The organism is Neobacillus sp. SRL179 (genome assembly GCF_984799095.1).
In genome coordinates, this window is record NZ_OZ481792.1 from 1,478,419 (window position 1) to 1,504,902 (window position 26,484).

Below are 26,484 nucleotides of genomic sequence, written 5' to 3' on the forward strand. Positions count from 1 at the left end.
ATGTATAGGAAAAATCGGGCCGTGATAGTCTTATTACTAGGGATAGTGTGTTCATCCATTTTAAGTGGATGTGGATACCTATTTTCAAATGAGTTGATTGTTAATCGATATGCAGATGCCTTACTGACTAAAAATAATGAACTCCAATTTCGTTTTCGTATTAACAATGAAATACTGGAGAACCATCAACTGTACAAGGTGAAAGTTACAATCCACGATGATTCATTAGCCGCAGCGATTGGTAAGAGGGAAATCGTCTATGGTGAGGATCAAGTATTAAATGGCGATTATATTGAAGTAAAAGGAAATAGTGAGAAATATATTTTTATGGATCCATTGCCATTAAAAGAAGATTTACATATTCAAGATCTTAAGAATCTGATTGAGAGAGATCAGGCAGTATCTATTGAAGTATTTAATGATAAAGAAGTTTTTGGACGTGCTTATTTAACAAATTTTTCATCAGAGTTATAGTTTATTTTCATAATTTATGGGACATCATTAGTATGTGCATAAATTTGGAGATGGAGCACTAGGACCGGGACGGCTGGACGTTCCGGTCTTTATTTATGTACATCTAAAGATGAAATGTTAAAATAAAGTGAAAATAAATGAGAGGGATGATTGATTTGCTAACACCAGAAAATACAGTAATTGGTTTTATCGGTACAGGTGTGATGGGGAAAAGCATGGCAAGCCACTTGTTAGAGGCAGGATACAGATTAGTTGTCTTTTCGAGGACAAAACAAAAGGCAAATGATTTATTGGAAAAAGGGGCTCAATGGGCAGAAACGCCGGAAGAAGTGGCAATACACGCTAATGTTGTCTTTACCATGGTCGGCTATCCATCGGATGTTGAGGAAGTGTTTCTTGGGGAAAATGGATTAGTGAAACATGGTAAAACAGGTAGTTATTTTATTGATATGACGACTTCTGCACCGTCTCTCGCAGAGAAAATTTATAATGAGGCTAAAAAGAATGGGATCCAAGTGTTGGATGCACCGGTATCCGGCGGGGATGTTGGTGCAAAGGAAGGAAAGCTTTCTATTATGGTCGGTGGTGACCAGGAAGCTTTTGATGAAGTTCTTCCGCTGTTAAAGTATCTAGGAACCAACATCGTTTATCAAGGAATGGCTGGTGCAGGACAGCATACCAAAATGTCCAATCAAATTGCGATTGCATCAAATATGGTAGGTGTCTGTGAAGCCATCATTTATGCTGAAAAAGCGGGATTAAATCCTGAAAATGTTTTAAAAAGTATCTCGACTGGAGCCGCAGGCAGCTGGTCATTATCTAATTTAGTTCCCAGAATGTTAAAGGGGGATTTTGAACCAGGATTTTACATAAAGCACTTTATTAAGGATATGAAAATTGCTTTAGACGAAGCAAAGAGAATGGATATGGAGGTACCAGGTCTTTCTTTAGCCAAATCCCTTTACGATCAATTGCTTGAGAAAGGCGAACAAAATAGTGGTACTCAAGCCCTTTATAAATATTGGGAAAATTAGCTTTTAATTTTGCAGTAACGGATAGAATAAATTCCTTCTGACATCAAGAAACTAGAATAGAAAAACTTGATTGGAGGAATGTTGAATGGCTAAACGTACAAAAAAGAATGACCCGCAGCAAAAAAATAAAAAAGGGTTTGATTCAGCTGTCTTAAACGAGGAATTTGCCCATGAAATGGGTTCTGCAGCAACAAATAAAATCCATAAAGACAAAGCTAAAAAAGAAAAAGCCTCTAAAAATAACGGTAAGTATAAAGGTCAATAATAAAAAAATGGAACTCCTCTCGTGAATGATTGAGGAGTTCCATTTGAAATTAAATTGATTTATTTAAATATTCCTCTATTCGATTTAGACCTAGCTCCAACTTCTCGATAGAACATGCAAAGGACAATCTAAAGTACCCTTCCCCATATTCGGAAAATGCACTCCCAGGCACAACTGCTACCCTTGTTTGCTCAACCAGGTTTAACGCAAACTCAAAACTATTCAGAGCGAATTTATCAGGAACCTTTACAAAGAAATAGAATGCTCCATCTGGTTTAACTGTCTCAAGTCCCATTGAAGTTAACCGGTCAAAAACATACTCTCTCCTCTTCAGATATTCTGTTTTCATTATCAGTGCATCATCGATTCCAACTGTTAAAGCCTCCAAAGCCGCCTTTTGAGCAATAGAATTCGCACATGAAACATTATATTGATGTACCTTTAAAATATGTTTTGAAATAGTTTCAGGGGCAAATAAAAAACCAATTCTCCAGCCTGTCATGGAGTGGGATTTCGATAACCCGTTAATCACGATGGTCTTCTCTCTTAAAAAACTGGATATGGATTGATGCTTTTGGTCAAACGTGAGTTCACTATAGATCTCATCAGCCAGTATAAAAATATCCTTATCCTTTAAGAAGTTTGCTATTTCCCTCAGTTCATCTTCTGACAGGCTCACCCCTGTAGGGTTGGATGGATAGGGAAGAACAATACAACGTGTTTTGTCTGTAATAAACGGCTTGATCAATTCTATCGTAAAACGAAATTGATTGCTTCTTGTATCCACATGAACTGGTACTGCCCCCATCATCCGAATAATGGGTTCATATCCTGGATAAATAGGCCCAGGCAAAATCACTTCTGAACCTTCTGTTAAAATAGTTCGAAGAGCAATATCAATTGCTTCGCTTGCCCCCATTGTTACAATCACTTCTGCTTCAGGATTATAGTGTAAACCATATTTTTTTTCAACAAAGTCACAAGCTGCTTTTCTTAATTCAATTGTACCTGCATTATGCGTATAGGAGGTAAAATCCATTTCAATTGCTTCAATGCCGGCTTTTTTCACATGCTCTGGTGTAGGAAAATCTGGCTGACCAATGGTGAACGAAATAAGGTTATCCATGCCGGCAACCATATTAGAAAACTTCCTTATTCCGGAGATTTCAATCTCTTTTACTCGTTGATTAATTAAATGTTCCAATATTGCACAACCTTCCCCGATGAAGTTAGAATATATAGATTATAGACTATTTTGGTCTTAAAGTTCTACTACTGATACATTTTACGAATATGGCTTAAAATAAAAAACGGTCCCGAGTACTCGAGACCGTTTTAGATAGTAAAATTATTTTATTATTAATAGCCATAATCCCAGTCGATTTCATTCTCGTGCCAGAAAACAGGCGATACAGCTTCAAATTCAACCATTTGCTCTCCAAGCTTGCAGCTGCACGTTTCACAACCACACTGCTCTTTAATTTCCTCGAAAAAGGAATGTTCAACATCTTCAATAAACGTAATTCTTTGCTCTTGAAAAAGAATAGCTGTTCCTTTCATGATAAAGCACCTCTTTTTATAGTATATGGCAACTAATTTAGTTATTCGTATGACTGTATTGTAAATCCAATTAAGTAGAGAATCTATTGTTATGTGAAAAAATTCACTAAATGGTCAAGAAGATGTTGCGAAAATTAGAATTTAATAACGAATAAGTGTGGAAATAAAAAAGTCAGGACAGCTTCTCCTGACTACTTTGACTTTGACTTGTTTTAATTATAACGTTCGCCTAATTTTTTAAAGACTGGTTTTTGATAGGTTCGTTTATTAAGACGATGATTAGGCAGTGTATCATCTATTTCAGTAATTCCTGTATAAGATTGAAGTAATGATTTAGCTATGTGAAGTGAGAGTGAAACTTTTGGATTCCGAACACTGCCATCTAACTTTCCAAGATGGGGGAGGTCATGTAAATCTGATTTGGTTGGAGGGATATGGAAGGTGTATCTTCCACATTCAACAAGGACATCGGATTGTTGTTGACTATTTCGCGGGTGATCGGAAAAATGGAGACCTACCTTTTTTGCTTTGCCTTCTGCAATTAATTTCTTTAGGGATTCTTGCTTTAATTTGTACAGAAATTTAGGATTTGTGGCTGTTTTAGCATGACGATTCACGATAAAGACTGCTTGTGCGAGGTTTTCAATGGTTAGACTTAGCTTTGCTAGGGGATATTTCTGATCGTGATTCAAATTAGGCTCTCCTTTCATTCTTTAAAACATCTACATTATACCCTTTTTTTTAGAAAATAGAAATAATGGAAATGTATTTCATTTTATTCTGGCAGAATCATTCAATCAAGACTGTTTGGGAAATACAAAATACTCCATTATTTTAAGGGATTTTAAAGATTTCTATAAAATAATCATTATTTCCTTTAAAACGCTTTCATTTAGTCAATTAAATTGTAAAATAGAATTACATTATTGTAAAAAAATAGAATTTTTCAATTGAAGGATGATTTAATGAAGCATTTAAATTGTTTTTTAACTAATGAATTCGAATCAGATAAAAATGTTACTAGAGAAGTTACGAAATGGTCTGCTGAAAAGAATAAAATCATTGAAAGTGTACAAAGATACCGGTCAATTATTGAACATAACATGGATGCCATTATTATGATAAGTCCTGAAGGAAAAATACTGGAAGTAAATCCTGCTGCAGTAATAATGACGGGATATGCTGAAAGGAAGATGCTAAATCGGTCCGTTTATGACGTCATTAATGATCAGGATTTAGAAAAATTCAAATTATTACTTGAGAAAACTTGTTCTGGCTACGCTCTTGAATCTTTTGATTGTAAAATGATTCATTCAGAAGGGCATTTATTGATTGTCCAAATAAAGACCGTTCCTATCTCTGTACATGGGAAAATAACCGGGTTATATGTTATCTTTAAGGATTTATCTGAGCAGTCAAAAAATGTTGAAATGATTAAATTTTTGGCGTTTCACGACCAATTAACAGGTTTATTTAACAGAAGAGCATTGCTGGAACATTTAAACCAAAATATTTATTCTTTTTCAAAAAGGGATAAAGAATTTGCCTTAATTTCAATAGATTTAGATAGGTTTAGATTTTTGAATGATACACTTGGTCATTTGGCAGGGGACGAAATATTAAAAAGAGTTGCCCAACGTCTTATCCAATTTCAAAATGAAACATGTTTTATTTATCGGTTAGGTGGAGATGAGTTTACCATTCTGCTGTTAATGGCTGACAGAAAAGCCGTTAGTACCTTTATAAAAAAAGTATTTTCTATTTTCTCAAAGTCTTTTTATTTTAATTCACAAGAATACTTTATTACACCAAGTATCGGTATTAGCATGTATCCCAATGATGGAAAAGATGCTGAAATGTTAATAAGAAATGCAGATGAGGCTCTCTACCGGGTAAAAGAAAAAGGAAAAGCCCATTTTCAATTTTATCGGACAGATATGAATTCCGTCATAACAAATATTGTTACACTTGAGACACACTTAAGAAAAGCAATTGACAAGAATGAATTAACATTATTTTATCAACCCCAAATTGACTTGGCGGCTGGCCAAGCAAAAAGTTTTGAGGCATTACTGCGCTGGAATGATAATGAATTTGGCCCCATTTCCCCTTCAGTGTTTATTCCTTTGGCAGAGGACACAGGATTAATTATCTCGATTGGTTATTGGGTGATTGAACAAGCTTGTCAACAACTTCATGAATGGGATAAAATGGGATATTCCGATATATTGATTGCTGTTAATATATCACCAAAGCAGTTTCAGCATTCAAAACTTGTACCATTTATTCAGGCAATGATTCAAAAATATAAAATACGTGCCTCTAAATTAGGAATTGAAATAACAGAAGGGGCTATGACTGATACTAAAGAGACCATTCCGAAACTAGAAAAATTAAGAGATCTTGGCATATCTATATCGGTAGATGATTTTGGAACTGGGTATTCATCGCTAAATTATATAAAACAATTTCCTATTGATGTTTTAAAAATAGATCAGTCTTTCATCAGGGATATTCTTGTTGATAAAAAAGATGCCGCGATTACTTCGACCATCATACACTTAGGAAGAAGTTTAGGTCTAGAAGTAATAGCGGAAGGGGTTGAACATAATAATCAGGTGGAATTTTTATCTAATGCGGGCTGCCATAAAATTCAAGGTTTTTACTACTCTCAACCACTTTCTAGTAAAGAACTTGAAAAGCAATTTTTAAGATAGATTTCTTTTAACTTTCCACTGCTTTTAAGGTGAAAACGGTTAATTCTGGTTTGGCCATAAACCGGAAAGGAAGCCTTGTGGTTCCTATGCCGCGATTTACATAAAGGGTTAATTTCTCTTCTCCAATTGTATACAACCCTTCAGGATACTTTTGTCCAAACGGGGGCGTGACAAGCGCACCAATAAAAGGAATTTTAATTTGCCCACCATGACTATGTCCGCTTAACTGCCAATGGATTGGGTATTGTACGGCTGATTCTGCAAGATCTGGTGCATGGGATAATAATAATGTGAAACTGTTTGGTGGGACATTTTTTATGGCTAACGGTAAATCAGGGTTCCCTAACATGGCATCATCAATGCCAAGCAGGTATATGCTGCTGCCATCCTTTAAATGAACCCGCATGGATTTATTCATAAGGACATTAAAATTGGTGGTTTCCATTACATTCCGGTAAATTTCAGAGCCATAACCACCATGGTCATGGTTGCCAAAAATGCAATACTTCCCAAGCGGGGCGTGTAGTCTTTTTAATAGGGGTACCAATTTATTCAATTCAGTAAATTCATTTGGCTCATCCATTAAATCTCCCGTAAATATTATCATATCAGGTTGGAGTTCATTGATTTTCGAGACCAACTTTTGAAATTGGTTAAGAGTATATTGAAACCCAAGGTGAGTATCACTAAATTGAATAATTTTAACTCCTTCAAAACTTTTTGGGATTAATCGATGTTTGATGGACTGTTGTTGGATATCTAGTAAGGACGGCTCTATTCGATGAGCATATACATAGCCGCCGGAGCTTATTCCAACAAGAGTAAGGGCTGAACCAAATATTTGTTTTAGAAATGTTCTCCTCGTTTGTTTTTTAGTCATTCTTTTTACCAACCTATCTGTTTATCTTTATCTATAATTTGTATTTTCTTTAAAAACTGTATAGAAAGCAAGAAAAAAGGGTTTTATATGTGTTTATTCCAAATAGTAAGAAATATTCTAAAAAAAGCAGTCAAACTATATTGACTGCTTTTTACTTATAACTTACGGCACGGCTTTGTAAAGCTTTCCATGACGAAATAAATTGTTCTTTCCCTACTTTTACCTGCTTCCTGCCTGACAGCGGGTCGTTTAAATAAACAAAATTGGCATCATATCCGACTAAGACAACTGCATGTAAATCGAGCGGTGTTTTAATAAATTGCGTTCCGTGATACCACCCTTCCCATCGGTCCGGAAGGCGATAATCTCCAGTAGTCCAAACGACCACTGGATACCCTTTAGAAACATGCTCTAATACCTTCTCAAAGGGGAGGTTGGTTAAATTGACAGCTCGTCCCGGAAGCTTTTGATTGATTAAGGCGACCATGGGTTTATCAAATACCGCATAGCCAGCACGTTTACCGGTCATATCGCCTACAAATCCGTCTGCAGGATTTCCCCATTTTAATATATCCCCTCTTGGCGACCTAACTAGTGGGTCAGGATCCTTTTGTATTAAACGATATAGATCCATTTTATTAGTTTTAACCCCTGCATAATTTAGAACCATCGCAAGGCTAGTCACTTCACATCCATATCTTAGCTCAGGGTTTTGTTTAATCAGTACTACATTCACCATAGCCGATTCTTTTTTTTGTACTGTACTAACTGATTGGTCTTTACTGGCGTTATTTTCTACATTCATCATTTGTTTTTTTAGGCCTTGAATTGCGGAAGATTTATCAATATAAAGAGATGAAACTCTTCTCTGTTTAATGTCCTCACTAGTAATAGAATGAGGTATCCTATTGTTTCCCGTATTTATTGAATCTGCCTGGAAATGGCTGCATCCAAACATTAGAAGCAGTGAAGCCATTATGAATACTGTTTTCAATAATGCACTCTCCTTTATGAAAGCTTAGGTATAGGATATGATTGTATCAATGATGCTATAATGGTATCCTTTTGGAAAAGAACGATAAGAAGAGAAAAGCGTATCGTATAGTGAGCGAAAAAAGTTTTGGAGGAACTTGGATGGATGCATTGGAAATAATCTCAGATCTTGAAAATGTTTTTCCGTATTTTCAACCGATCTTTAGCGCAGATGAGCAGCGTGTAATAGCCTATGAAATATTAGGGCGTTATCAAACCGCAGAGGAAGTCATCAGCTTAGGACCTTTTTTTCAAGATGACCAAATTCCAGATGAATATAAGTATGAAGTAGATATAATAATTGTAAAAAAGGCTCTTGAAAAGGTTTTGGAACTCGACAACAGCATCCTTATTTTTTTAAATCGGAATGCCGAATTATTAATGTACGGTCATGGAGAACCATTTTTACAAGAATTATTAGGATTTGAAAAAAGGGGGCTGTGTTTAAAACGTATTGTACTTGAGATATCGGATCGTAACTACGAGGGAGATATAGACCAATTTGACCATTTATTGCAATATTATCGTACCTATGGGTTAAGGATTGCTATTGCGAGTATTGGCAGTGAAAGTCATTATCTTGAACGAATTGGCCAGTTAGAACCGGATATCATAAAAATAAATCTTGAGGCTTTGAAATCCACGTCAACCGGTGTGAATTTTAATGATGTTTTGTTTTCATTATCTCTTTTCGCCCGGAAAATTGGCGCGACCTTGTTGTTTGAAAATATTGAAATGAGTCATCAGCTGCAATTTGCATGGAAAAATGGCGGCCATTTCTATCAAGGGTTTTATTTAGCTCCACCTGCAGGAGAATTTGTAAACTGTGATTTTTTAAAGGATCGCTTAAAGGAAAAATTTCATGATTTTATTACTTATGAAAAGCGAAAATTAGAAGCTGTTTTAACAACTGCTGAGTATTTTCAGGCGACAGTGCAGGAAATAGTCACCAAAAATAAAAAGTCCGGTTATGAAACATTATTTCAGTCATTAATTAAAGAAATGGAAGATATTGCCTTCCGTATGTATGTATGTGATGAAGATGGCTTTCAAAAATCGGCCAATATCTTTAAAGGGAAAAACGGCTGGACAGTTCAGTCCATTTATTTAAACAAAAATTGGAGCTGGCGGCCATACTTCTTGGAAAATATTATTAAAATGCGTCATGAACAAAGGGGAAGACTTTCTGATTTGTATTGTGATATTGAAACAGGTGAGACCATACGGACGTTTTCCTTTCCAATGAACGGAAACGAATACTTATTTATTGATATTTCCTATCAATATTTGTTTGAACATGATCAATTACTGTAAATAAGAACGGTATAGAATGAGGCATGACGTGGCAATTTAATGGTAACATTCGATAGAAGGAGACCAAACAAATCATGAATTTATTTGTTAACATTCTTGCTGTAGCAATCGCCGGTATCCTTGCAGTTTCGTTTATCTACACATTATCCGCGGCAAAGAATCAAAAAACAGTTGAAGGCGATATGGACCATAAAATTGCTAAGGCTGTAAAAGGAAATGTTTATACACGTAATCCCATTTTCTTAGCTTATGGAATCTTTTTTGCGTTATTACTGTTTATTATACTGTTTGTAAAGATTGCCTTTTTTTAAAAGGTCTCACTTTTGAGGCCTTTTTGATATTTTTTTAAAAAAATTACTATTTATTCGATATTTATTTGGACAAATCCCCTATAGTATTTTATTCTTTTAATATTGGCATAAAAAATTCGACTGTAAAATTTTGAAAAAATCGATTTGGATATTAAAGTGCCAAATGAGAAACATAACTGTAGACAGTTTGTTTTGTGTTTGAAAGGAGGATAAGTGCATGTCACAGCTACAAGGAATCTTAACAAGATTAAAAAACCTTCAGGAGCAATCTAATAGTGGGGAACCAGCACAACGCTATTTTGAGGTAAATGGTGATAGAAAGTGTCAAGTAACATTTCATCCAAAAACGGAAACGTTTGAATTAGAAGTATATAATGAGAAAGAAAAGCCAAAAAGATATCAATTTGATAATATTGATATGATTACAATTGAAATTTTTGATTTGATTCAATAGAACCTCCCATGGGGGTTCTTTTTTTTGCGAAAAGGGAAGCATAAGCTATCACAACATGCTTAATTGCAACTAAGCCTCATGCCATCTAACATCTCGCCACTCGGCAAGTTTTCTTTATCCATAGACAGTTTATAATAACCCATAGTCCTGTAACTATGGTAGAATAGGGATGTAGAAAAACAAACATTGAGGAGTTTTCGGTGATGATCAGTCTTCCCAGTGGGGAATTTTTAGAATTAACCATATCACAATTAATGATTTCTTCGGAACGGGTTGCCCATGTGCAAATTGGAAACAATCTGGAACATGCATTATTGGTATTAACAAAAAGCGGCTATACAGCCATACCCGTACTAGATCCACATTATAAATTACATGGATTAATTAGTACTCCCATTATCATGGATTCTATTCTTGGACTAGAACGCATTGAATTTGAACAGCTGGAAAACAAACGGGTCGAGGAAGTTATGAAAAGTTCCATTCCACGCGTAAGAATTTCGGCGTCCATTAGTGATTGCTTAGAAATACTAGTTAATCACCCATTTTTATGTATTGAAAATGATGATGGATACTTTGAAGGGATTTTACCAAGAAGTACAGTGTTGAATCAGTTAAACAGAATCGTAAAAGAAAATAAAAAATAATGTTAGCTCCCAATTGGGAGCTGTATTTATATAGTGAATTGAGGTGTGTGAATGAGTATTGGCAACCAAACTTCCTCTCCAGAAAGTCCACAAAGAAAGACAACAAAAAGACCTCTAGTATTAGCTTCCGTCATGTTAGCAATGTTTATGGGGGCCATTGAAGCGACGATTGTATCAACAGCTATGCCAGCCATTGTTGGAGATTTGGGAGGGTTTACACTTTATAGCTGGGTATTTTCTGCGTACCTTTTAATGAATTCAGTTACCGTCCTTATTTATGGGAAATTATCAGATTTGTTTGGAAGAAAGCCTATACTTACAGTTGGTATCATTATTTTTTTAATTGGATCTCTTCTTTGCGGGTTTGCTACATCCATGAAAACACTAATTTTCTATCGTCTCATTCAAGGTTTTGGGGCGGGTGCGGTTACACCAATAGCGACAACCATCGTGGGGGATATCTACACGGCAGAAGAAAGGGCAAAAATTCAAGGTTACCTTTCAAGTGTATGGGGGATTTCTGCAATCACCGGACCTGCAGTGGGCGGCTTGCTTGTCCAATATGTTAGCTGGCATTATGTTTTCTGGATTAATATCCCTCTTGGGATTCTTTCCTTAGTGGGGCTCTGGTTATACTTACATGAAAATATAAGCAAGAAAAAGCATCAAATTGATTATCTGGGTGCAATCCTCTTAACAATTGCCATATCAACACTAATGTTTGTACTGGTTGAAGGCGGGGGACGCTGGTCTTGGGGAGATTGGCAAATTATAAGTCTTTTCATCGTTTCTGGAATGGCCTTATTAGCATTTGTCGTTCAAGAAGGATATGCATCTGAACCGGTCATGCCGTTTTCAATCTGGAAGGACAGGTCCATCTTTATCGCTAATACTGCCTCACTAACATCCGGCATTATTTTAATTGGAATTTCAAGTTTTCTACCGACATTTGTCCAAGGGGTAATGGAACAGACCCCGATTATCGCTGGATTTACCCTAACGGCAATGTCAATAGGATGGCCGATTGCTTCTACAATTTCAGGGCAGATGTTGAACAAAATTGGTTACCGGAATACCTCTATTATTGGAGGAGGATTCCTCGTCATTGGGAGTATGGTCTTTATCACTATGTCTTCTTCTTCAGGACCAGTTTGGGCTGCCTTTGGTTCTTTTCTAATAGGTGTAGGGATGGGACTAACATCAACCGCTTTTATTGTCTCAATTCAAAGTACGGTGGATTGGCAGCAAAGAGGAATTGCTACAGCTGCTAATATGTTTATGAGAAATTTAGGCAATACCATTGGAGCCGCGTTATTGGGAGGAATTCTTAATACCCGTCTGGTACACTATCTACATGAAAATGACAAGTCCTTAACCGTGGATGATGCCAATAAACTTTTAAAAGCAAGTGACCGCGATAAACTTTCGGAATTTGTCAAAGGTATATTACAGGATGGTTTAACATTTTCCTTACATTCTGTTTATTATGTCGTCTTGACCTTTGCCGTTATCAGTTTGCTATTAATCTTGTTCATTCCAAATAAACGGAAAAGCTCTGTGTAAATGCACAGAGCTTTTCCACCGGAAGTGAGGCAAGACTGAATAGAACATTTTATAATAAAAAAATTATAAGGGGAGGTTTTGCCTTTGTCCTCCATATCTGAGTTTCAATTATTATCTGTTTTAGCTCAAGAAATGAATATGCGAAAAGCATCGGAGCGGTTGTTTGTTTCTCAGCCAGCTCTTTCCCAACGTTTACAAACGATTGAAAAAGAATGGGGAACCAAATTATTTCTTCGCTCGCAAAAGGGGTTAGCACTTACCCCTGCAGGCGAACATGTGATTGAATTTGTCAATGATGTTCTAATCCAACAGGAAAAGGTTCGAGAAACGATTGATTCCCTGCAATCAGGTGTCTCAGGTACATTAAAAATTGCTGTTGCTTCCATTGTAGGTCAAAATTGGCTTCCACAAGTTTTAAAAAAGTTTATTGATAAATATCCGCAAGTGAAAATATCATTGGTTACGGGATGGAGCAGTGAAATACTAAAATGTTTATACGATGATCAGGTACATATAGGTATTATTCGGGGGACACCAGATTGGAAAGGTGTAAAAGTCCATCTTTTTGATGATCCGCTTTATTTAGTGGATCGGGAACTTACAAAACCTGAACAAGTATTATATACGGATAGGCCCTTTATTCAGTTTAAAAGTGACTCAAATTATTATCAAGAAATACAAGATTGGTGGATGCGGAATTATAAAACGCCTCCAAAAAGAACAGTGTTGGTCGATCAGATTGAGACATGTAAGCAGATGGCATTTAACGGCATTGGTTACGCCATATTACCGGCTATAACTTTAAGTAAGGCTGAGAGAGAGATTTTTAAAATTCCTCTTGTTAATGAGAATAATGAGCCGTTAAAACGAGATACATGGCTTTTAGGATATGAATCAGCCTTCCAATTAAAACAAGTGGATGCCTTTGTCGAATTAATTAAGGAATATATCGCGGAATCTTCTGAAGTATAAGGGTGTTTTTCCTTGTTTTCAGTTCTTTTGTTTGTTAAAGTATTTTGTATGGATAAGGGTCTAAGTCCAAGGAGTGAACTGGGTTGGCCATGAATAATCTAGTACAACAAATAGGGGGCAGTTTGTAAAATGATGGATGCTAATGAAATTATTTCTTTTATTGCGAATAGTAAAAAATCTACACCCGTAAAGGTATATTTGAAAGGTGACTTAGCAGGCATTGATTTCGGTGCTGAGGCAAAAGCTTTCATTAATGAAAATACGGGGGTTGTTTTTGGAGAATGGTCTGAGATTTATGCAGTTTTAGAGGCGAATCAGGCAAAGATTGAAGATTATGTGGTTGAAAATGACCGCCGTAATTCTGCGATTCCCTTATTGGATACAAAACCGATCAATGCACGGATTGAACCAGGTGTGATTATCCGTGATCAAGTGGAAATTGGCGATAATGCTGTCATTATGATGGGTGCTGTTATTAATATCGGCGCTGTTATTGGTGAAAAAACCATGATTGATATGGGGGTAGTCCTTGGTGGCAGAGCAACTGTAGGAAAAAATTGCCACATTGGTGCAGGGACCGTTTTAGCTGGTGTGATTGAACCACCTTCCGCAAAACCAGTTGTAATAGAAGATGATGTTTTGATTGGTGCAAATGCCGTTGTACTTGAGGGTGTAACCGTAGGTACAGGTTCTGTAGTTGCAGCGGGGGCTGTAGTCACAAAAGATGTACCACCCTATACGGTAGTAGCAGGAACTCCGGCAAAGAAAATTAAAGATATTGATGAAAAGACCAAATCAAAAACGGAGATCATGCAGGAACTTAGACAGTTATAAAAATGAGGAAGGCGTGGAAGCAGTTCCACGCTTCTTTTATAGAAAAGAGGTATTGAACATGAGCTCATTAATTCAAATCCGTCGTGAACTTCATCAGATTCCTGAACTCGGTTTCCAAGAGTTTAAAACGCAAGCCTATTTATTATCGTACATACAATCACTGCCTCAGGAACGAATCAAGATTAAAAAATGGCGGACCGGTTTACTTGTAAAATTACATGGATTACATCCTAGTCAAACTATTGGGTATAGAACGGATATCGATGGTTTGCCAATAATCGAGGAAACTGGACTGACATTTTCTTCTTCGCACGAAGGTAGAATGCATGCTTGTGGTCATGATTTTCATATGACCATTGCTTTAGGTGTGTTGCAGTTTTTTATCAATAACCCAATCAATGATGATCTTTTATTTATCTTCCAGCCTGCAGAGGAAGGTCCTGGCGGAGCAGAGCCTATGTTAAATTCAGAAGAAATGAAAGAATGGATGCCAGATTTAATTTTTGCTCTTCATATAGCTCCTGAATATCCAGTTGGAACAATTGCTCTGAAGGAAGGATTATTATTTGCTAATACATCTGAATTGTTTATTGATTTAAAGGGAAAGGGCGGCCATGCAGCCTATCCACATCAAACAAATGATATGGTAATCGCCGCCTGTGCGCTCGTTAATCAACTGCAGACGATTATTTCAAGGAATGTCAATCCATTAGATAGTGCTGTCATAACAATAGGGAAAATTACTGGGGGAACTGTTCAAAATATAATCGCTGAAAAGGCCAGACTGGAAGGGACCATTCGTGCCTTGTCACCAGAAGCGATGAATAAGGTTAAGCATCGGATTGAAGCACTAGTAAAAGGCATTGAGATTGGTTTTGAATGTGAAGCGGTTATTGATTATGGTTCAATGTACCACCAAGTGTACAATACCGAGGAAGCCACGAGAGAATTTATTAATTACATTAAGGACCAAACAGATGTAACTGTCATCGAGTGTCAGGAAGCGATGACTGGTGAGGATTTTGGCTATATGCTTAAAGAAATTCCGGGCCTTATGTTTTGGCTGGGTGTTGATTCGCCATTTGGCTTGCACCATGCTAAATTAACTCCCAATGAAGGGGCAATCGATGTGGCAATTAAGGTCATGACCAACTATATTTCTTATAAAGGGAATCAGTCAAAGGCGTAGGTAACAAGCTCCGTCATTTTCTAATAGGTGGAAGTGGCATACAAATGCTTGAAAACGTGTAAATCGTGTGCTGGCTGAAATGGAAGAAACTGAATAACACTAGAAAGCTGCTTGTTTCGAGTAACGAGCAGCTTTCTTTGTGTATTATTTAATTTTTTTAAATAGAAATTATCTTTGTTCTTGTAACCTTACAAACCTGCATTCGTCCTTATTAGTAATAAATGATTTATTTTCACCTGCCTTAAATATATTCGGATGGGGTGTCATGAAAATGAAAATGCTGAACAGGTTTCTTTCTATTGTTATTACTTTCTTGGTTTTAATTAGTTTAGCGGGATGCAGTAGCAGCAGTAAAGATGAAAGCGCCAAAATGGCTGATCAAGGTAAAGCGAACATAGATTCATCTTCTCAAGTTAGCGAAGGGAAGCAGGAGACTTTATATTCTATCGATAAGGCTAAAAGTGAGAAACCATTGGATTCGTCTAATATAGAAGTCCCAAATCAAATGGTTATTTATCAGGCAGATCTCCAGCTGCGTGTTAAAAAATTCGAAGAAATGATTCAGAGTTTAGAAAAAAATGCTGAGCGATATGGTGGTTATATTGCGGAATCAAATGTCACAAAAGAGGGAAAAGATCAAGTGAGTGGCAATCTGACAATTAGAATTCCGCAAAAACACTTTCAAGACTTTTTACACGATGCAGAGGGCCAGGCTGTTGAAGTGCTGCAGAGGAATATAACGGGGCAAGATGTAACAGAGGAGTATGTAGACCTAGAATCAAGATTAAAATCAAAAAGGGTTGTGGAAGAACGCTTATTAGCCTTTATGAAAAGTGCATCGAAAACAGAGGATTTACTTAAAATTTCAACCGATCTTGCGGCGGTACAAGAAGAGATAGAGATGATTGAAGGAAAAATGAAATTTCTTGAGAATCAGACAGCTCTTTCCACTGTTCATATTAATCTTTACGAAAATAAGGTAATTGTACCCGCTATTGATCAGGACAAACTTAATACATGGGAAAAAACAAAAAAACAATTTATGGGTAGTACCAATCTATTGTTAGCGGCTCTTTCTGGATTATTTGTTTTTATTGTTGGAAACATGCCAATCATTATTATACTTGCTGTTTTGGGCTTTATAGTATTCCTCTTTTTCAAAAAACGGAAAAGCAGTAATGAATAGGACTGGGCAGGAAGCATAACTATTAATCTTTAGTAAAGAATGCTAAAATGGTACCATTACAAATCATCGGTTATATCGGGGGATTAATAAATGAAACAGAGCTTTGCAGTAATCGGACTTGGCCGGTTTGGCGGGAGTATTTGTCGGACATTAACAGATGAAGGTATGGAAGTATTAGGGATTGATGTTAATGAAGAACGTGTAAATGAATATGCAATGATTGCATCACATGCTGTAGTAGGTGATACAACAGATGAGAATGTGTTGAAGAGTTTAGGAATTCGTAATTTTGACCATGTGATTGTAGCGATTGGTGACGATATTCAAGCTAGTATTTTAACCACCCTTATATTAAAGGAATTAGGGGTTGGGCGTGTAACAGCCAAGGCTCAAAATGATTATCATGAGAAAGTTCTTCGTAAGATCGGTGCAGACCATGTTGTTCATCCTGAAAGGGATATGGGTAAACGAATTGCCCACAATATGGCTTCTAGTAGCGTTTTAGATTATCTAGAGCTTTCTGCAGAGCATAGTATTGTTGAGATTGCAGCTAATAAAAAGCTTAGCGGCAATACAATTATGGACTTGGATATTCGCAAGAGATATGGATTGAACATTGTTGCAATTAAAAGAGGTGAGGAAATCATTGTGTCACCTCAGGCCAAAGAAACAATTCAACTCAATGATGTATTAATAGTAATTGGAACAGATCATGACATTGACAGATTTGAAAAAAAAGTATTGGAATAGGAAAAGCGGAAGCGCCAGATTGGCTGCTTCCGCTCTTTTTTACACTTCCATAATGATTGGTAAAATCATAGGACGACGTTTTGTCTTTTCATAAAGGAATGGTGCAAGCGTGTCAGTAATTTCATTTTTAATTTCTGACCACTGGCTTGTCTTGCGCTCCATAACCTTATTCAAATGCTTGGTAATAAGACTTTGGGCATCATTGATTAAATCACCGGATTCCCTCATATAAACAAATCCTCGAGAAATGATGTCAGGACCTGAAGCAATCTTAAATTCCTTCATATTAATACTTACAACCACTACTACAAGACCTTCTTCAGAAAGAATTCGACGGTCTCTTAATACAATGTTCCCAATATCACCAACCCCACTGCCATCGATATAGACGGATCCAGAAGGGATTTTTCCAGCCACTTGGGCAGAATGGTCAGATAAAGCCAATACTTCACCATTGTCCATAATAAAACAATTATCCTTTTCTACTCCACAATCAACGGCAAGTTTGGCGTGCATAATTTGCATCCGATATTCACCATGGATTGGCATAAAGAATTTTGGTTTAATTAACCGAAGCATCAATTTTTGTTCTTCTTGTCCGCCGTGTCCGGAAGTATGAATATTGCTTAACTTTCCGTGGATGACTTCAGCACCCGCACGATAAAGCATATTAATTGTCCTGCTTACACTTATTGTGTTTCCAGGAATAGGTGAAGAAGAGAAGACAACCGTATCACCAGGGATAATTTGAATTTGTCTGTGAGTGCCATTCGCTATCCGAGAAAGGGCAGCCATAGGTTCCCCTTGACTTCCTGTACATAGAATTGTGACCTTTTCAGCAGGTAAGCGGTTAATTTGATTTGCTTCAATAAAGGTTTCTTTTGGGGCATTAATATAACCTAACTCAAGGCCAATATTAATAGCCGCTTCCATGCTCCGTCCAAAAACAGCAACTTTTCTTCCATAAACAACAGCTGCTTCGACAACCTGCTGCAAGCGGTGGATATTAGAAGCAAATGTAGCAAAAATAATCCGGCCATCTACTTTACGGAAGATATCATCGATGCTTTCGCCAACACGTCGTTCTGACATAGTGAATTCAGGAATTTCACTATTGGTACTATCTGAAAGCAAACATAATACTCCTTCTTTTCCGATCTCTGCCATTTTTGTTAAGTTAGCAGGTTCACCAACAGGAGTAAAATCAAATTTAAAATCACCTGTATGAACGATTTGTCCTGGAGGAGTTTTTACGACAATACCATAGGAATCAGGAATGCTGTGGGTAGTACGGAAAAACGTAACTGAGGTTTTGCGGAATTTAATAATATCATCTTCTTTGATTTCAATTAATTTTGCATTCCTCAATAAACCATGTTCTTCAAGTTTATTTCTAATTAACCCTAACGCCAGCTTTCCACCATAAATTGGAACATTGATTTCACGTAGTAAGTACGGTATACCGCCAATGTGATCTTCATGTCCATGTGTTACAAATAAACCTTTTATTTTGTCTTCGTTTTTTACTAAATAGGTGTAATCGGGGATGACATAATCGATGCCTAATAATTCATCCTCAGGGAATTTGATCCCGGCATCAATTAAAATAATTTCATCTTGGAACTGAACTGCATACGTGTTTTTTCCGATTTCTCCCAAACCGCCTAATGCAAAAACAGCAGTTTGATCATTCTTTACAAATTTCATAAATTATCAAATCTCCAATACTTTAAAGTCTTCATTTTGTTGTTCATATTCTAAATGGGCTCCTTTTACTTCTTGAACGTATTCCACATTATAACCACGGTCGGCAATTTTAGCTCGTACGTCTCTTACCGATTCGCCTTTTATAAATAAGATTTTTGTGTTCTCCCTTACAGGTACTTCTCGAATGCTTTCTTGGTAATAAACTTTAAATATCATAAAAATTTTCGCTCCTTATTAAATCATAACTTTTTCTATTATATATAATATTTTCATCTTTTTCATTTATTTTCTTTTATGGTTAGCAACCTATATATGAAAAGTATGTAAATAAGAATCTATTTTTACACTGTACAATAACGAAGGAGCCCTTCGCAAGTAGAAGGGCCCTTTAAAAAATTTAGGCAATAGATTTTTTTCTAAGTAAATCTTTCCACTGTTTTAAAAGCTTCTTCCTTAGCTTCTTTAACATAGTGGATCATCTCCTTACCTCTTATTTTATACGAACCTTGTCCAATGTAAAGCCAGCAATGGCAGATAATTGTAATTTTTTTAAAATAAATATTTTTATACTATTATTATATGATGAAAACGCTGATTCTTTCATGGTTAAACATGGAATTAAATGAACTAGTGTCATAATAAAAAACACCTGCCCTATAGAGGCCGGTGTTTACCTATCAATAACAATGGCACCTTCAATTGGTTTATACGGATCTTGTTTGTTAATATGGTCATAAAACATAATCCCGTTTAAATGGTCTATTTCATGTTGAAAGCAAATAGCGGGCATTCCTTTTAAACGCAGCTTTACTTCATCCCCTTCAAGCGTGGTTCCCTTAACGGTAATCCTTGCATGCCGTGGTACAAAACCGGGAATGGCCTCGTCAACTGATAGGCAGCCTTCACCAGATTGTAGATAGGCTTTTTCTACAGAATGACTAATAATCTTTGGATTAAATAAAGCATAACTATAAAGTGTCCCTTTATCATCTGTAAGGTGAACCGCAATCATTCTTTTCGATACATTAATTTGCGGTGCCGCTAAACCAATTCCTGGCCGTAAGCTATATTTCGCAGCAATTTCAGCATTTTGGCTATTGATGACAAATTCTAAAAGGCTTGATAAGACCTGTTTTTCCTCTTTGGTAGGCGGCATAACGACTTCTTCTGCCACTTTCCTTAGGGTAGGATGGCCATCTCGAATGATATCCTCCATGGTTAACATGAACTTTCACTCCCGTTCAATATGTTTGTAGCATCATTAGTCTATCAAACAATAGATGAAATGTTAATGATTGATTGAAAGTAAACGTAAAATGAGGCGTTTTTTTTGTTGGATATTGTCAAACAAACTAAGTATCGATATAGTAAGAGAAGGTACGAGTTAGGAGGCTGCAATTTGTTATATAAAGATAGAAATCCTTTGTTTATTACAGTTATTGTTCTTATTTTTATTTTATCAGGCTGTGTTGAAAAAAAGACCCCCACTGAAAAAATGGTTGATGTTTTGGAGGAAGTTGTTTCGAAGGAAAAGGTTTTCGAAGAACAGCAGGACCCCCTCGTAACGTTGGAAAAACAAGAAAGAGCATTATATGATCAAATCATCAAGCTTGGTATGAAGGAATATGATCAGATTGCCAAGCTTTCTGATGAAGCTATAGCATTAGCTGATAAACGGGCGAAACTATTTGAAAAGGAAACAAAAAGCTTAAAAGAGTCTGAACAAGAATTTAAGAAAACCGCCAAACTGAAGAATGAATTAGAAGATCCTGCCCTTAAAAAGGCTGCAGGAAAATTAATTGATATTATGATGAATAGGTACCAAGCACATGAAGAGCTTTATAAGGAATACACAGATGCCATAAGATACGATAAGGAATTGTATGGTTTGTTAAAAAATAAAGACCTTCCATATGATCAACTGGAAGAACAAGTAAACAAATTAAATGAAACCTATAAGAAAGTGCTCGCTGCAAACGAAAAGTTTAATATGTATACTGAACAGTATAATGAAAAAAAACAGTCTTTTTACCAAAAAGCGGGACTTAAAACAAAAGAATAAAAATGACGACATTTAAAACTGGCTGAATTAGCCGGTTTTTTTCTATATTATAACAAGTGTCTAAATTGTGAAATCTTATATAACAGTTTCGGCAAATTAGGTAATACAGATAGTGATAAAATCATTTTGTTTACTACTAAGTTCATGTTAAAAAATATTAAAACTTAGTATTTGACGAGTGGTAATGAATGATGTACACTCATATATGTGAAAGATAATTGTATCAATGATATTACATATAAGACTAATACAGAATAAAATACTCCTGACAAAGATTTATGGTTATATCGTATCTTTTTTAGTGAGAAAGTATTTAATAGTATTTTCAAAACCTAGGTGGTATTTTTCTTTTGTAATGTCACCGTTTATTATCAAAAAAACTACAGCATAAAAGTCATACTTAATTTCATATGTGCTTTTATTAGACGTTTTTTGGGTAATCTAACAAAGTGGAATCATTTTAAAATTAAGCTTGGAATAGAAAGGAAGAGATGAATAATATGGCTTCTAAAGTGAAGAACGCCCAGCTTGATGCAAAGAAAGCGCTCGAAGTTGTAGAAGAACAATTCGAAACGCTTCAAATTCTTAATGAACAAGGCGAGGTTGTAAATGAAGCAGCAATGCCTGACCTTACGGATGAACAACTTCAGGAATTAATGCGACGCATGGTATACACAAGAATTCTTGATCAACGTTCTATTTCTTTAAACCGCCAAGGAAGACTTGGTTTTTATGCACCAACTGCAGGACAAGAAGCGTCTCAATTAGCTTCCCAATTTGCCCTTGAAAAAGAAGATTTTATTTTACCAGGTTACCGTGATGTTCCGCAAATTGTTTGGCATGGCTTACCATTGTCTCAAGCGTTTTTATGGTCAAGAGGTCATTTTGAGGGAATGAATATTCCAGAAGGAGTAAACGTTCTTCATCCGCAAATTATCATTGGTGCACAGTATGTTCAAACTGCTGGCGTTGCACTTGGAATGAAAAAGCGTGGTACAAAATCTGTTGCTATTACTTATACAGGTGACGGTGGTACATCTCAAGGGGATTTCTATGAGGGAATCAACTTTGCAGGTGCATATAAAGCTCCAGCAATTTTTATCGTTCAAAACAATCAGTTCGCAATCTCTACACCACGTGAAAAACAAACAGCAGCAAAAACACTTGCTCAAAAAGCAATTGCAGCAGGTATTCCTGGTATCCAAGTAGATGGTATGGATCCATTAGCTGTTTATAAGGCAACACACGATGCACGTGAACGTGCAATTAATGGTGAGGGACCAACATTAATCGAAACATTAACTTACCGTTATGGTCCACATACAATGGCAGGGGACGATCCAACTCGTTATCGGACAGCAGATCTTGATAATGAATGGGAAAAGAAAGATCCACTTGTTCGTTTCCGTAAATTCCTTGAAAACAAAGGTATCTGGAGCGAGGAAAAAGAAACCGAAGTAATTGAACAAGCAAAAGAAGACATTAAAGAAGCAATTAAAAAGGCGGATGCCGCACCAAAACAAAAAGTCACAGATTTAATGTCTATTATGTATGAAGAAATGCCTCAAAACCTAAAAGAACAATATGAAATATATAAAGAAAAGGAGTCGAAGTAAAATGGCTCAAATGACTATGATCCAGGCAATAACAGATGCTTTACGTACTGAATTACGTAATGATCCGAATGTATTAGTTTTCGGTGAAGACGTTGGCGTTAACGGTGGTGTATTCCGTGCAACTGAAGGACTGCACAAAGAGTTTGGTGAAGACCGCGTATTTGACACACCGCTCGCAGAATCTGGAATCGGCGGTTTAACGGTTGGCCTAAGTTTACAAGGCTTCCGTCCAGTTCCTGAAATCCAATTCTTTGGGTTTGTATTTGAAGTAATGGATTCCATTGCTGGCCAATTAGCCCGCCAACGTTACCGTTCCGGTGGAAGATATAGTGCTCCGGTTACCATTCGCTCGCCATTTGGCGGAGGCGTACATACTCCGGATATGCACGCAGATAGTTTAGAGGGACTTATGGCTCAAACACCTGGGGTTAAGGTAGTTATTCCATCAACTCCATATGATGCAAAAGGGCTGCTGATCTCAGCAATCCGTGATAATGACCCGGTAATTTTCCTTGAGCATATGAAATTATACCGCTCTTTCCGACAAGAAGTTCCTGAAGAAGAATATACCATTCCTCTAGGTAAAGCAGAAGTGAAACGTGAAGGTACAGATGTATCCATTATTACTTATGGAGCAATGGTGCACGAGTCATTAAAAGCTGCAGAAGAACTTGAAAAAGAAGGTTTTTCTGCGGAAGTTATTGACTTACGTACAGTAAGTCCAATTGACATCGAAACCATTATTGCGTCAGTTGAAAAAACAGGACGGGCAATTGTTGTTCAAGAAGCACAAAAACAAGCAGGTGTTGCCGCACATGTCGTGGCAGAAATAAACGACCGTGCTATTTTAAGCTTGGAAGCACCAGTATTGCGAGTGGCAGCACCGGATACTGTATTCCCATTCCCACAAGCTGAGTCTGTATGGCTTCCTAACTACAAAGATGTAATGGAAACAGCTAAAAAGGTATTAACCTTCTAAAAGATCATTCTGTTTACAGAATTAAAACTTTGCATGTAAATCATAATATTTGGGGAAGAGATAATCCTTTCCCCTATATTAAAAACAAACCAAAATATATGAAAAAATAGGAGATGAATCTCTGTGTCATTTCAATTTAAAATGCCTGACATCGGTGAAGGTATTCACGAGGGTGAAATAGTCAAGTGGTTTATTAAACCAGGTGATAAAGTCCAAGAAGATGATGTCCTATGTGAGATCCAAAATGATAAAGCTGTAGTTGAAATTCCTTCTCCAGTTGATGGAACAGTAATTGAAGTTTTAGTGGGAGAAGGAACAGTTGCAACAGTTGGGCAGGTCCTAGTTACGTTTGATGCGCCTGGATATGAAGATTTGAAATTTAAAGGCGATGAAGAAGAAACTAAACAGGAAGCCCCTGCACCAGAAGCAAAACAAGAGGCAGCTCCTGCGGCTGTTGCACAACCTGCTGCACAACCACAAGTGGAAGTTGACCCAAATAGACGGATCATTGCTATGCCATCAGTTCGTAAATATGCCCGTGAAAAGGGTATTGATATTCACTTAGTAGCTGGAACTGGTAATAATGGAAGAGTCCTTAAGAGTGATGTAGATACTTTTGTAAGTGGCGGGGCAGCACCTGCACCACAAGCAACTGCTACGGAAGCTGCGGCTAAGGTAGAAACAACTACTACTGCAGCAACTCCAATTCCTCAAGGTGAATATCCTGAAACACGTGAGAAAATGAGTGGAATTCGTAAGGCTATTGCTAAGGCAATGGTTAATTCTAAGCATACAGCTCCACACGTTACCTTAATGGATGAAATAGATGTAACAAAACTTGTTACACACCGGAAGAAATTTAAGGAAGTTGCAGCCGCAAAAGGTATTAAGTTAACTTTCTTGCCATATATCGTTAAAGCATTAACTAGCGCTTTACGTGAATTCCCTGCATTAAATACTTCATTAGATGACGCAACAAGTGAAATTATTCATAAGCATTATTATAATATTGGAATTGCGGCAGACACAGAAAAAGGTCTTTTAGTTCCAGTTGTAAAAGATGCAGATCGTAAATCTGTTTTCAATATTTCTAATGAAATTAATGAATTAGCTGGTAAAGCACGTGACGGTAAACTTGCTCCAAATGAAATGAAAGGTGCTTCATGCACAATTTCCAATATTGGTTCAGCAGGCGGTCAGTGGTTTACACCTGTTATTAACCATCCTGAAGTGGCGATTTTAGGTGTAGGTAGAATTGCTGAAAAACCAATCGTTAGAAATGGTGAAATTGTTGCTGCACCTGTTTTAGCACTTTCTTTAAGCTTTGACCACCGCATGATCGACGGTGCGACAGCACAAAATGCGTTAAATCATATTAAACGTTTATTGAACGATCCTGAACTATTGTTAATGGAGGCGTAATATAATGGTCGTTGGAGATTTCCCAATTGAAACAGATACTATAGTCATCGGTGCAGGCCCTGGGGGATATGTTGCTGCTATTCGTGCAGCCCAGCTAGGACAAAAAGTTACCATTGTTGAAAAAGAATATGTGGGCGGCGTGTGTTTAAATGTAGGATGTATTCCTTCTAAAGCTTTGATTTCAGCAGGACACCGCTATGAAACAGCTCTACACTCAGAATCATTTGGGATTACAGCTGATAATGTGAAGCTTGATTTCTCAAAGGTTCAAGCGTTTAAAGCTGGTGTAGTAAAGAAATTAACTGGCGGCGTTGAAGGATTGTTAAAAGGGAATAAGGTGAATATTGTTCGTGGTGAAGCATTTTTCGTTGATGCTAATACACTTCGTGTTATGGATGAACATTCTGCTCAAACCTATACCTTTAAAAATGCCATTATTGCAACTGGATCACGTCCAATTGAATTACCAACTTTCAAGTATTCAAAACGTGTTCTTAACTCAACTGGTGCTCTTAATTTACAAGAAGTTCCTGAAAAAGTCGTTGTTATTGGCGGCGGTGTAATCGGAATTGAACTTGGCGGAGCTTATGCTAACTTTGGCACTCAAGTAACAATTTTAGAAGGTGCTGAAGAAATTTTAGGCCTTGGTGTTTTTGATAAGCAAATGGCTGGATTAGTCAAACGTACCATGAAGAAAAAAGGTGCGGAATTCTATACAAAAGCATTGGCTAAAGGTGTAGAGGAAACAGAGAACGGTGTAATTGTTACATTTGAAACTAAAGGCGAAGAAAAGAAAATTGAAGCTGACTATGTATTTGTCATGGTTGGACGCCGTCCTAACACAGATGAAATGGGCTTAGAACAAGCAGGTATTAAACTAAGCGAACGCGGTTTAATTGAAATCGACAAGCAATGTCGTACAAACGTAAGCAATATTTATGCTATCGGTGATGTTGTCGCAGGTCCTCAATTAGCACACAAAGCTTCCTATGAAGCGAAAATTGCTGCAGAAGCTATTGCCGGTCACCCATCAGAAATTGATTATTTAGGTATTCCAGCCGTTGTCTTCTCTGAACCTGAATTAGCTTCAGTAGGTTATACAGAGGAACAAGCTAAAGCAGAAGGAATCGAAGCAAGCGGTGCTAAGTTCCCATTTGCTGCAAATGGTCGTGCCTTATCGCTTGATAGCGGAGACGGCTTCTTAAAACTTGTTACACGTAAAGAAGACGGTCTTATTATTGGGGCGCAAATAGCTGGTACAAGTGCATCAGATATGATTGCCGAGTTAGGTTTAGCAATTGAAACAGGTATGACGGCTGAAGATTTAGCCATGACCATTCATGCTCACCCAACACTTGGAGAAATCACAATGGAAGCAGCGGAAGTTGCGATGGGATCTCCAATTCATGTCTTGAAATAATTTTTAAAAAAAGTCCTTTTCGAGAAAATCGAAAAGGACTTTTTTTCATTAATAATATAAACAATTTCAATAAGGTAATTATGTTGGTTTTTAGTG

The 26,484-nt window shown here is 36.9% G+C and carries 27 protein-coding genes; 19 read left to right on the forward strand and 8 right to left on the reverse strand.

Annotated features, from left to right (window positions below; all coding sequences use genetic code 11):
• The 3 genes from AC4E8C_RS07310 to AC4E8C_RS07320 all read left to right on the forward strand — a co-directional run bounded on the left by AC4E8C_RS07310 (nt 1) and on the right by AC4E8C_RS07320 (nt 1,773).
• A complete protein-coding gene (locus tag AC4E8C_RS07310; RefSeq protein ID WP_490211452.1) occupies nt 1–474 on the forward strand; it encodes a hypothetical protein in 474 nt (157 codons plus the stop codon).
• A 155-nt stretch (nt 475–629) separates the two neighbouring features.
• Nucleotides 630–1,508, forward strand: coding sequence for an NAD(P)-dependent oxidoreductase (locus AC4E8C_RS07315; RefSeq protein ID WP_490212492.1), 879 nt, complete (start codon nt 630–632; stop codon nt 1,506–1,508).
• An 85-nt stretch (nt 1,509–1,593) separates the two neighbouring features.
• Entirely contained in the window at nt 1,594–1,773 is a 180-nt protein-coding gene (locus AC4E8C_RS07320) for a hypothetical protein (RefSeq protein WP_215040604.1), read from the forward strand.
• A gap of 49 nt (nt 1,774–1,822) precedes the next feature.
• On the opposite strand, the gene AC4E8C_RS07325 is transcribed toward AC4E8C_RS07320, so the two are convergent.
• The 3 genes from AC4E8C_RS07325 to AC4E8C_RS07335 all read right to left on the reverse strand — a co-directional run bounded on the left by AC4E8C_RS07325 (nt 1,823) and on the right by AC4E8C_RS07335 (nt 4,043).
• Entirely contained in the window at nt 1,823–2,977 is a 1,155-nt protein-coding gene (locus AC4E8C_RS07325) for an aminotransferase A (RefSeq protein ID WP_490211454.1), read from the reverse strand.
• A gap of 155 nt (nt 2,978–3,132) precedes the next feature.
• Entirely contained in the window at nt 3,133–3,333 is a 201-nt protein-coding gene (locus AC4E8C_RS07330; RefSeq protein WP_490211455.1) for a hypothetical protein, read from the reverse strand.
• A 212-nt stretch (nt 3,334–3,545) separates the two neighbouring features.
• Entirely contained in the window at nt 3,546–4,043 is a 498-nt protein-coding gene (locus AC4E8C_RS07335; protein WP_490211456.1) for a YkyB family protein, read from the reverse strand.
• A gap of 255 nt (nt 4,044–4,298) precedes the next feature.
• Between AC4E8C_RS07335 and AC4E8C_RS07340 the strand changes: the two genes are divergently transcribed.
• A complete protein-coding gene (locus AC4E8C_RS07340; RefSeq protein ID WP_490211458.1) occupies nt 4,299–6,050 on the forward strand; it encodes a putative bifunctional diguanylate cyclase/phosphodiesterase in 1,752 nt (583 codons plus the stop codon).
• A 7-nt stretch (nt 6,051–6,057) separates the two neighbouring features.
• Here the strand turns inward: AC4E8C_RS07340 and AC4E8C_RS07345 are convergent, their stop codons facing one another.
• Nucleotides 6,058–6,930, reverse strand: coding sequence for a metallophosphoesterase (locus AC4E8C_RS07345; RefSeq protein ID WP_490211459.1), 873 nt, complete (start codon nt 6,928–6,930; stop codon nt 6,058–6,060).
• A gap of 151 nt (nt 6,931–7,081) precedes the next feature.
• The gene (locus AC4E8C_RS07350) at nt 7,082–7,924 is read right to left on the reverse strand and encodes a C39 family peptidase (protein WP_490211461.1); all 843 of its coding nucleotides are present in this window, start codon (nt 7,922–7,924) and stop codon (nt 7,082–7,084) included.
• Between the two features lie 140 nt (nt 7,925–8,064).
• Here AC4E8C_RS07350 and AC4E8C_RS07355 point away from each other — a divergent pair, with 140 nt between their 5' ends.
• From AC4E8C_RS07355 to AC4E8C_RS07400, 10 genes are all read left to right on the forward strand, one after another.
• Nucleotides 8,065–9,276, forward strand: a complete 1,212-nt coding sequence (locus tag AC4E8C_RS07355) for an EAL-associated domain-containing protein (protein WP_490211462.1) — start codon at nt 8,065–8,067, stop codon at nt 9,274–9,276.
• Nucleotides 9,277–9,350: 74 nt separating this feature from the next.
• Entirely contained in the window at nt 9,351–9,587 is a 237-nt protein-coding gene (locus tag AC4E8C_RS07360) for a hypothetical protein (RefSeq protein ID WP_490211464.1), read from the forward strand.
• 217 nt (nt 9,588–9,804) lie between these two features.
• Nucleotides 9,805–10,041 carry a YkuJ family protein gene (locus AC4E8C_RS07365; RefSeq protein ID WP_490211465.1) on the forward strand — a complete coding sequence of 79 codons (237 nt, stop codon included), beginning with the start codon at nt 9,805–9,807 and terminating at the stop codon, nt 10,039–10,041.
• Nucleotides 10,042–10,244: 203 nt separating this feature from the next.
• On the forward strand, nt 10,245–10,688 hold the full coding sequence (cbpB, locus tag AC4E8C_RS07370) for a cyclic-di-AMP-binding protein CbpB (RefSeq protein ID WP_490211466.1): 444 nt from the start codon (nt 10,245–10,247) through the stop codon (nt 10,686–10,688).
• A gap of 51 nt (nt 10,689–10,739) precedes the next feature.
• A complete protein-coding gene (locus tag AC4E8C_RS07375) occupies nt 10,740–12,251 on the forward strand; it encodes an MDR family MFS transporter (protein WP_490211468.1) in 1,512 nt (503 codons plus the stop codon).
• Nucleotides 12,252–12,335: 84 nt separating this feature from the next.
• A complete protein-coding gene (gene ccpC / locus AC4E8C_RS07380) occupies nt 12,336–13,223 on the forward strand; it encodes a transcriptional regulator CcpC (RefSeq protein ID WP_490211470.1) in 888 nt (295 codons plus the stop codon).
• Nucleotides 13,224–13,352: 129 nt separating this feature from the next.
• Nucleotides 13,353–14,057 (forward strand): 2,3,4,5-tetrahydropyridine-2,6-dicarboxylate N-acetyltransferase, encoded by a 705-nt coding sequence (gene dapD / locus AC4E8C_RS07385; RefSeq protein WP_490211472.1) that lies wholly within the window; start codon nt 13,353–13,355, stop codon nt 14,055–14,057.
• Between the two features lie 58 nt (nt 14,058–14,115).
• Nucleotides 14,116–15,246, forward strand: coding sequence for an N-acetyldiaminopimelate deacetylase (locus tag AC4E8C_RS07390; protein WP_490211473.1), 1,131 nt, complete (start codon nt 14,116–14,118; stop codon nt 15,244–15,246).
• 271 nt (nt 15,247–15,517) lie between these two features.
• Nucleotides 15,518–16,432: a DUF4349 domain-containing protein gene (locus AC4E8C_RS07395; protein ID WP_490211475.1), complete on the forward strand. Its 915-nt coding sequence runs from the start codon at nt 15,518–15,520 to the stop codon at nt 16,430–16,432.
• Between the two features lie 90 nt (nt 16,433–16,522).
• The gene (locus AC4E8C_RS07400) at nt 16,523–17,182 is read left to right on the forward strand and encodes a potassium channel family protein (protein ID WP_490211477.1); all 660 of its coding nucleotides are present in this window, start codon (nt 16,523–16,525) and stop codon (nt 17,180–17,182) included.
• 39 nt (nt 17,183–17,221) lie between these two features.
• Here the strand turns inward: AC4E8C_RS07400 and rnjA are convergent, their stop codons facing one another.
• The 3 genes from rnjA to def form a co-directional block, all read right to left on the reverse strand.
• Nucleotides 17,222–18,889 (reverse strand): ribonuclease J1, encoded by a 1,668-nt coding sequence (gene rnjA, locus AC4E8C_RS07405; protein WP_490211479.1) that lies wholly within the window; start codon nt 18,887–18,889, stop codon nt 17,222–17,224.
• A gap of 6 nt (nt 18,890–18,895) precedes the next feature.
• Nucleotides 18,896–19,105, reverse strand: coding sequence for a DNA-dependent RNA polymerase subunit epsilon (locus AC4E8C_RS07410; protein ID WP_490211480.1), 210 nt, complete (start codon nt 19,103–19,105; stop codon nt 18,896–18,898).
• 454 nt (nt 19,106–19,559) lie between these two features.
• Complete coding sequence (gene def / locus AC4E8C_RS07415) at nt 19,560–20,114, reverse strand: peptide deformylase (protein ID WP_490211481.1); 555 nt, start codon at nt 20,112–20,114, stop codon at nt 19,560–19,562.
• A gap of 174 nt (nt 20,115–20,288) precedes the next feature.
• Here def and AC4E8C_RS07420 point away from each other — a divergent pair, with 174 nt between their 5' ends.
• From AC4E8C_RS07420 to lpdA, 5 genes are all read left to right on the forward strand, one after another.
• Complete coding sequence (locus AC4E8C_RS07420) at nt 20,289–20,951, forward strand: YkyA family protein (protein ID WP_490211482.1); 663 nt, start codon at nt 20,289–20,291, stop codon at nt 20,949–20,951.
• Nucleotides 20,952–21,451: 500 nt separating this feature from the next.
• A complete protein-coding gene (gene pdhA, locus AC4E8C_RS07425; protein WP_490211483.1) occupies nt 21,452–22,567 on the forward strand; it encodes a pyruvate dehydrogenase (acetyl-transferring) E1 component subunit alpha in 1,116 nt (371 codons plus the stop codon).
• A gap of 1 nt (nt 22,568) precedes the next feature.
• Entirely contained in the window at nt 22,569–23,546 is a 978-nt protein-coding gene (locus AC4E8C_RS07430; protein ID WP_490211484.1) for an alpha-ketoacid dehydrogenase subunit beta, read from the forward strand.
• A gap of 123 nt (nt 23,547–23,669) precedes the next feature.
• The gene (locus tag AC4E8C_RS07435; protein WP_490211485.1) at nt 23,670–24,968 is read left to right on the forward strand and encodes a dihydrolipoamide acetyltransferase family protein; all 1,299 of its coding nucleotides are present in this window, start codon (nt 23,670–23,672) and stop codon (nt 24,966–24,968) included.
• Between the two features lie 4 nt (nt 24,969–24,972).
• Complete coding sequence (gene lpdA / locus AC4E8C_RS07440; RefSeq protein ID WP_490211486.1) at nt 24,973–26,388, forward strand: dihydrolipoyl dehydrogenase; 1,416 nt, start codon at nt 24,973–24,975, stop codon at nt 26,386–26,388.
• Nucleotides 26,389–26,484 lie beyond the last annotated feature (96 nt).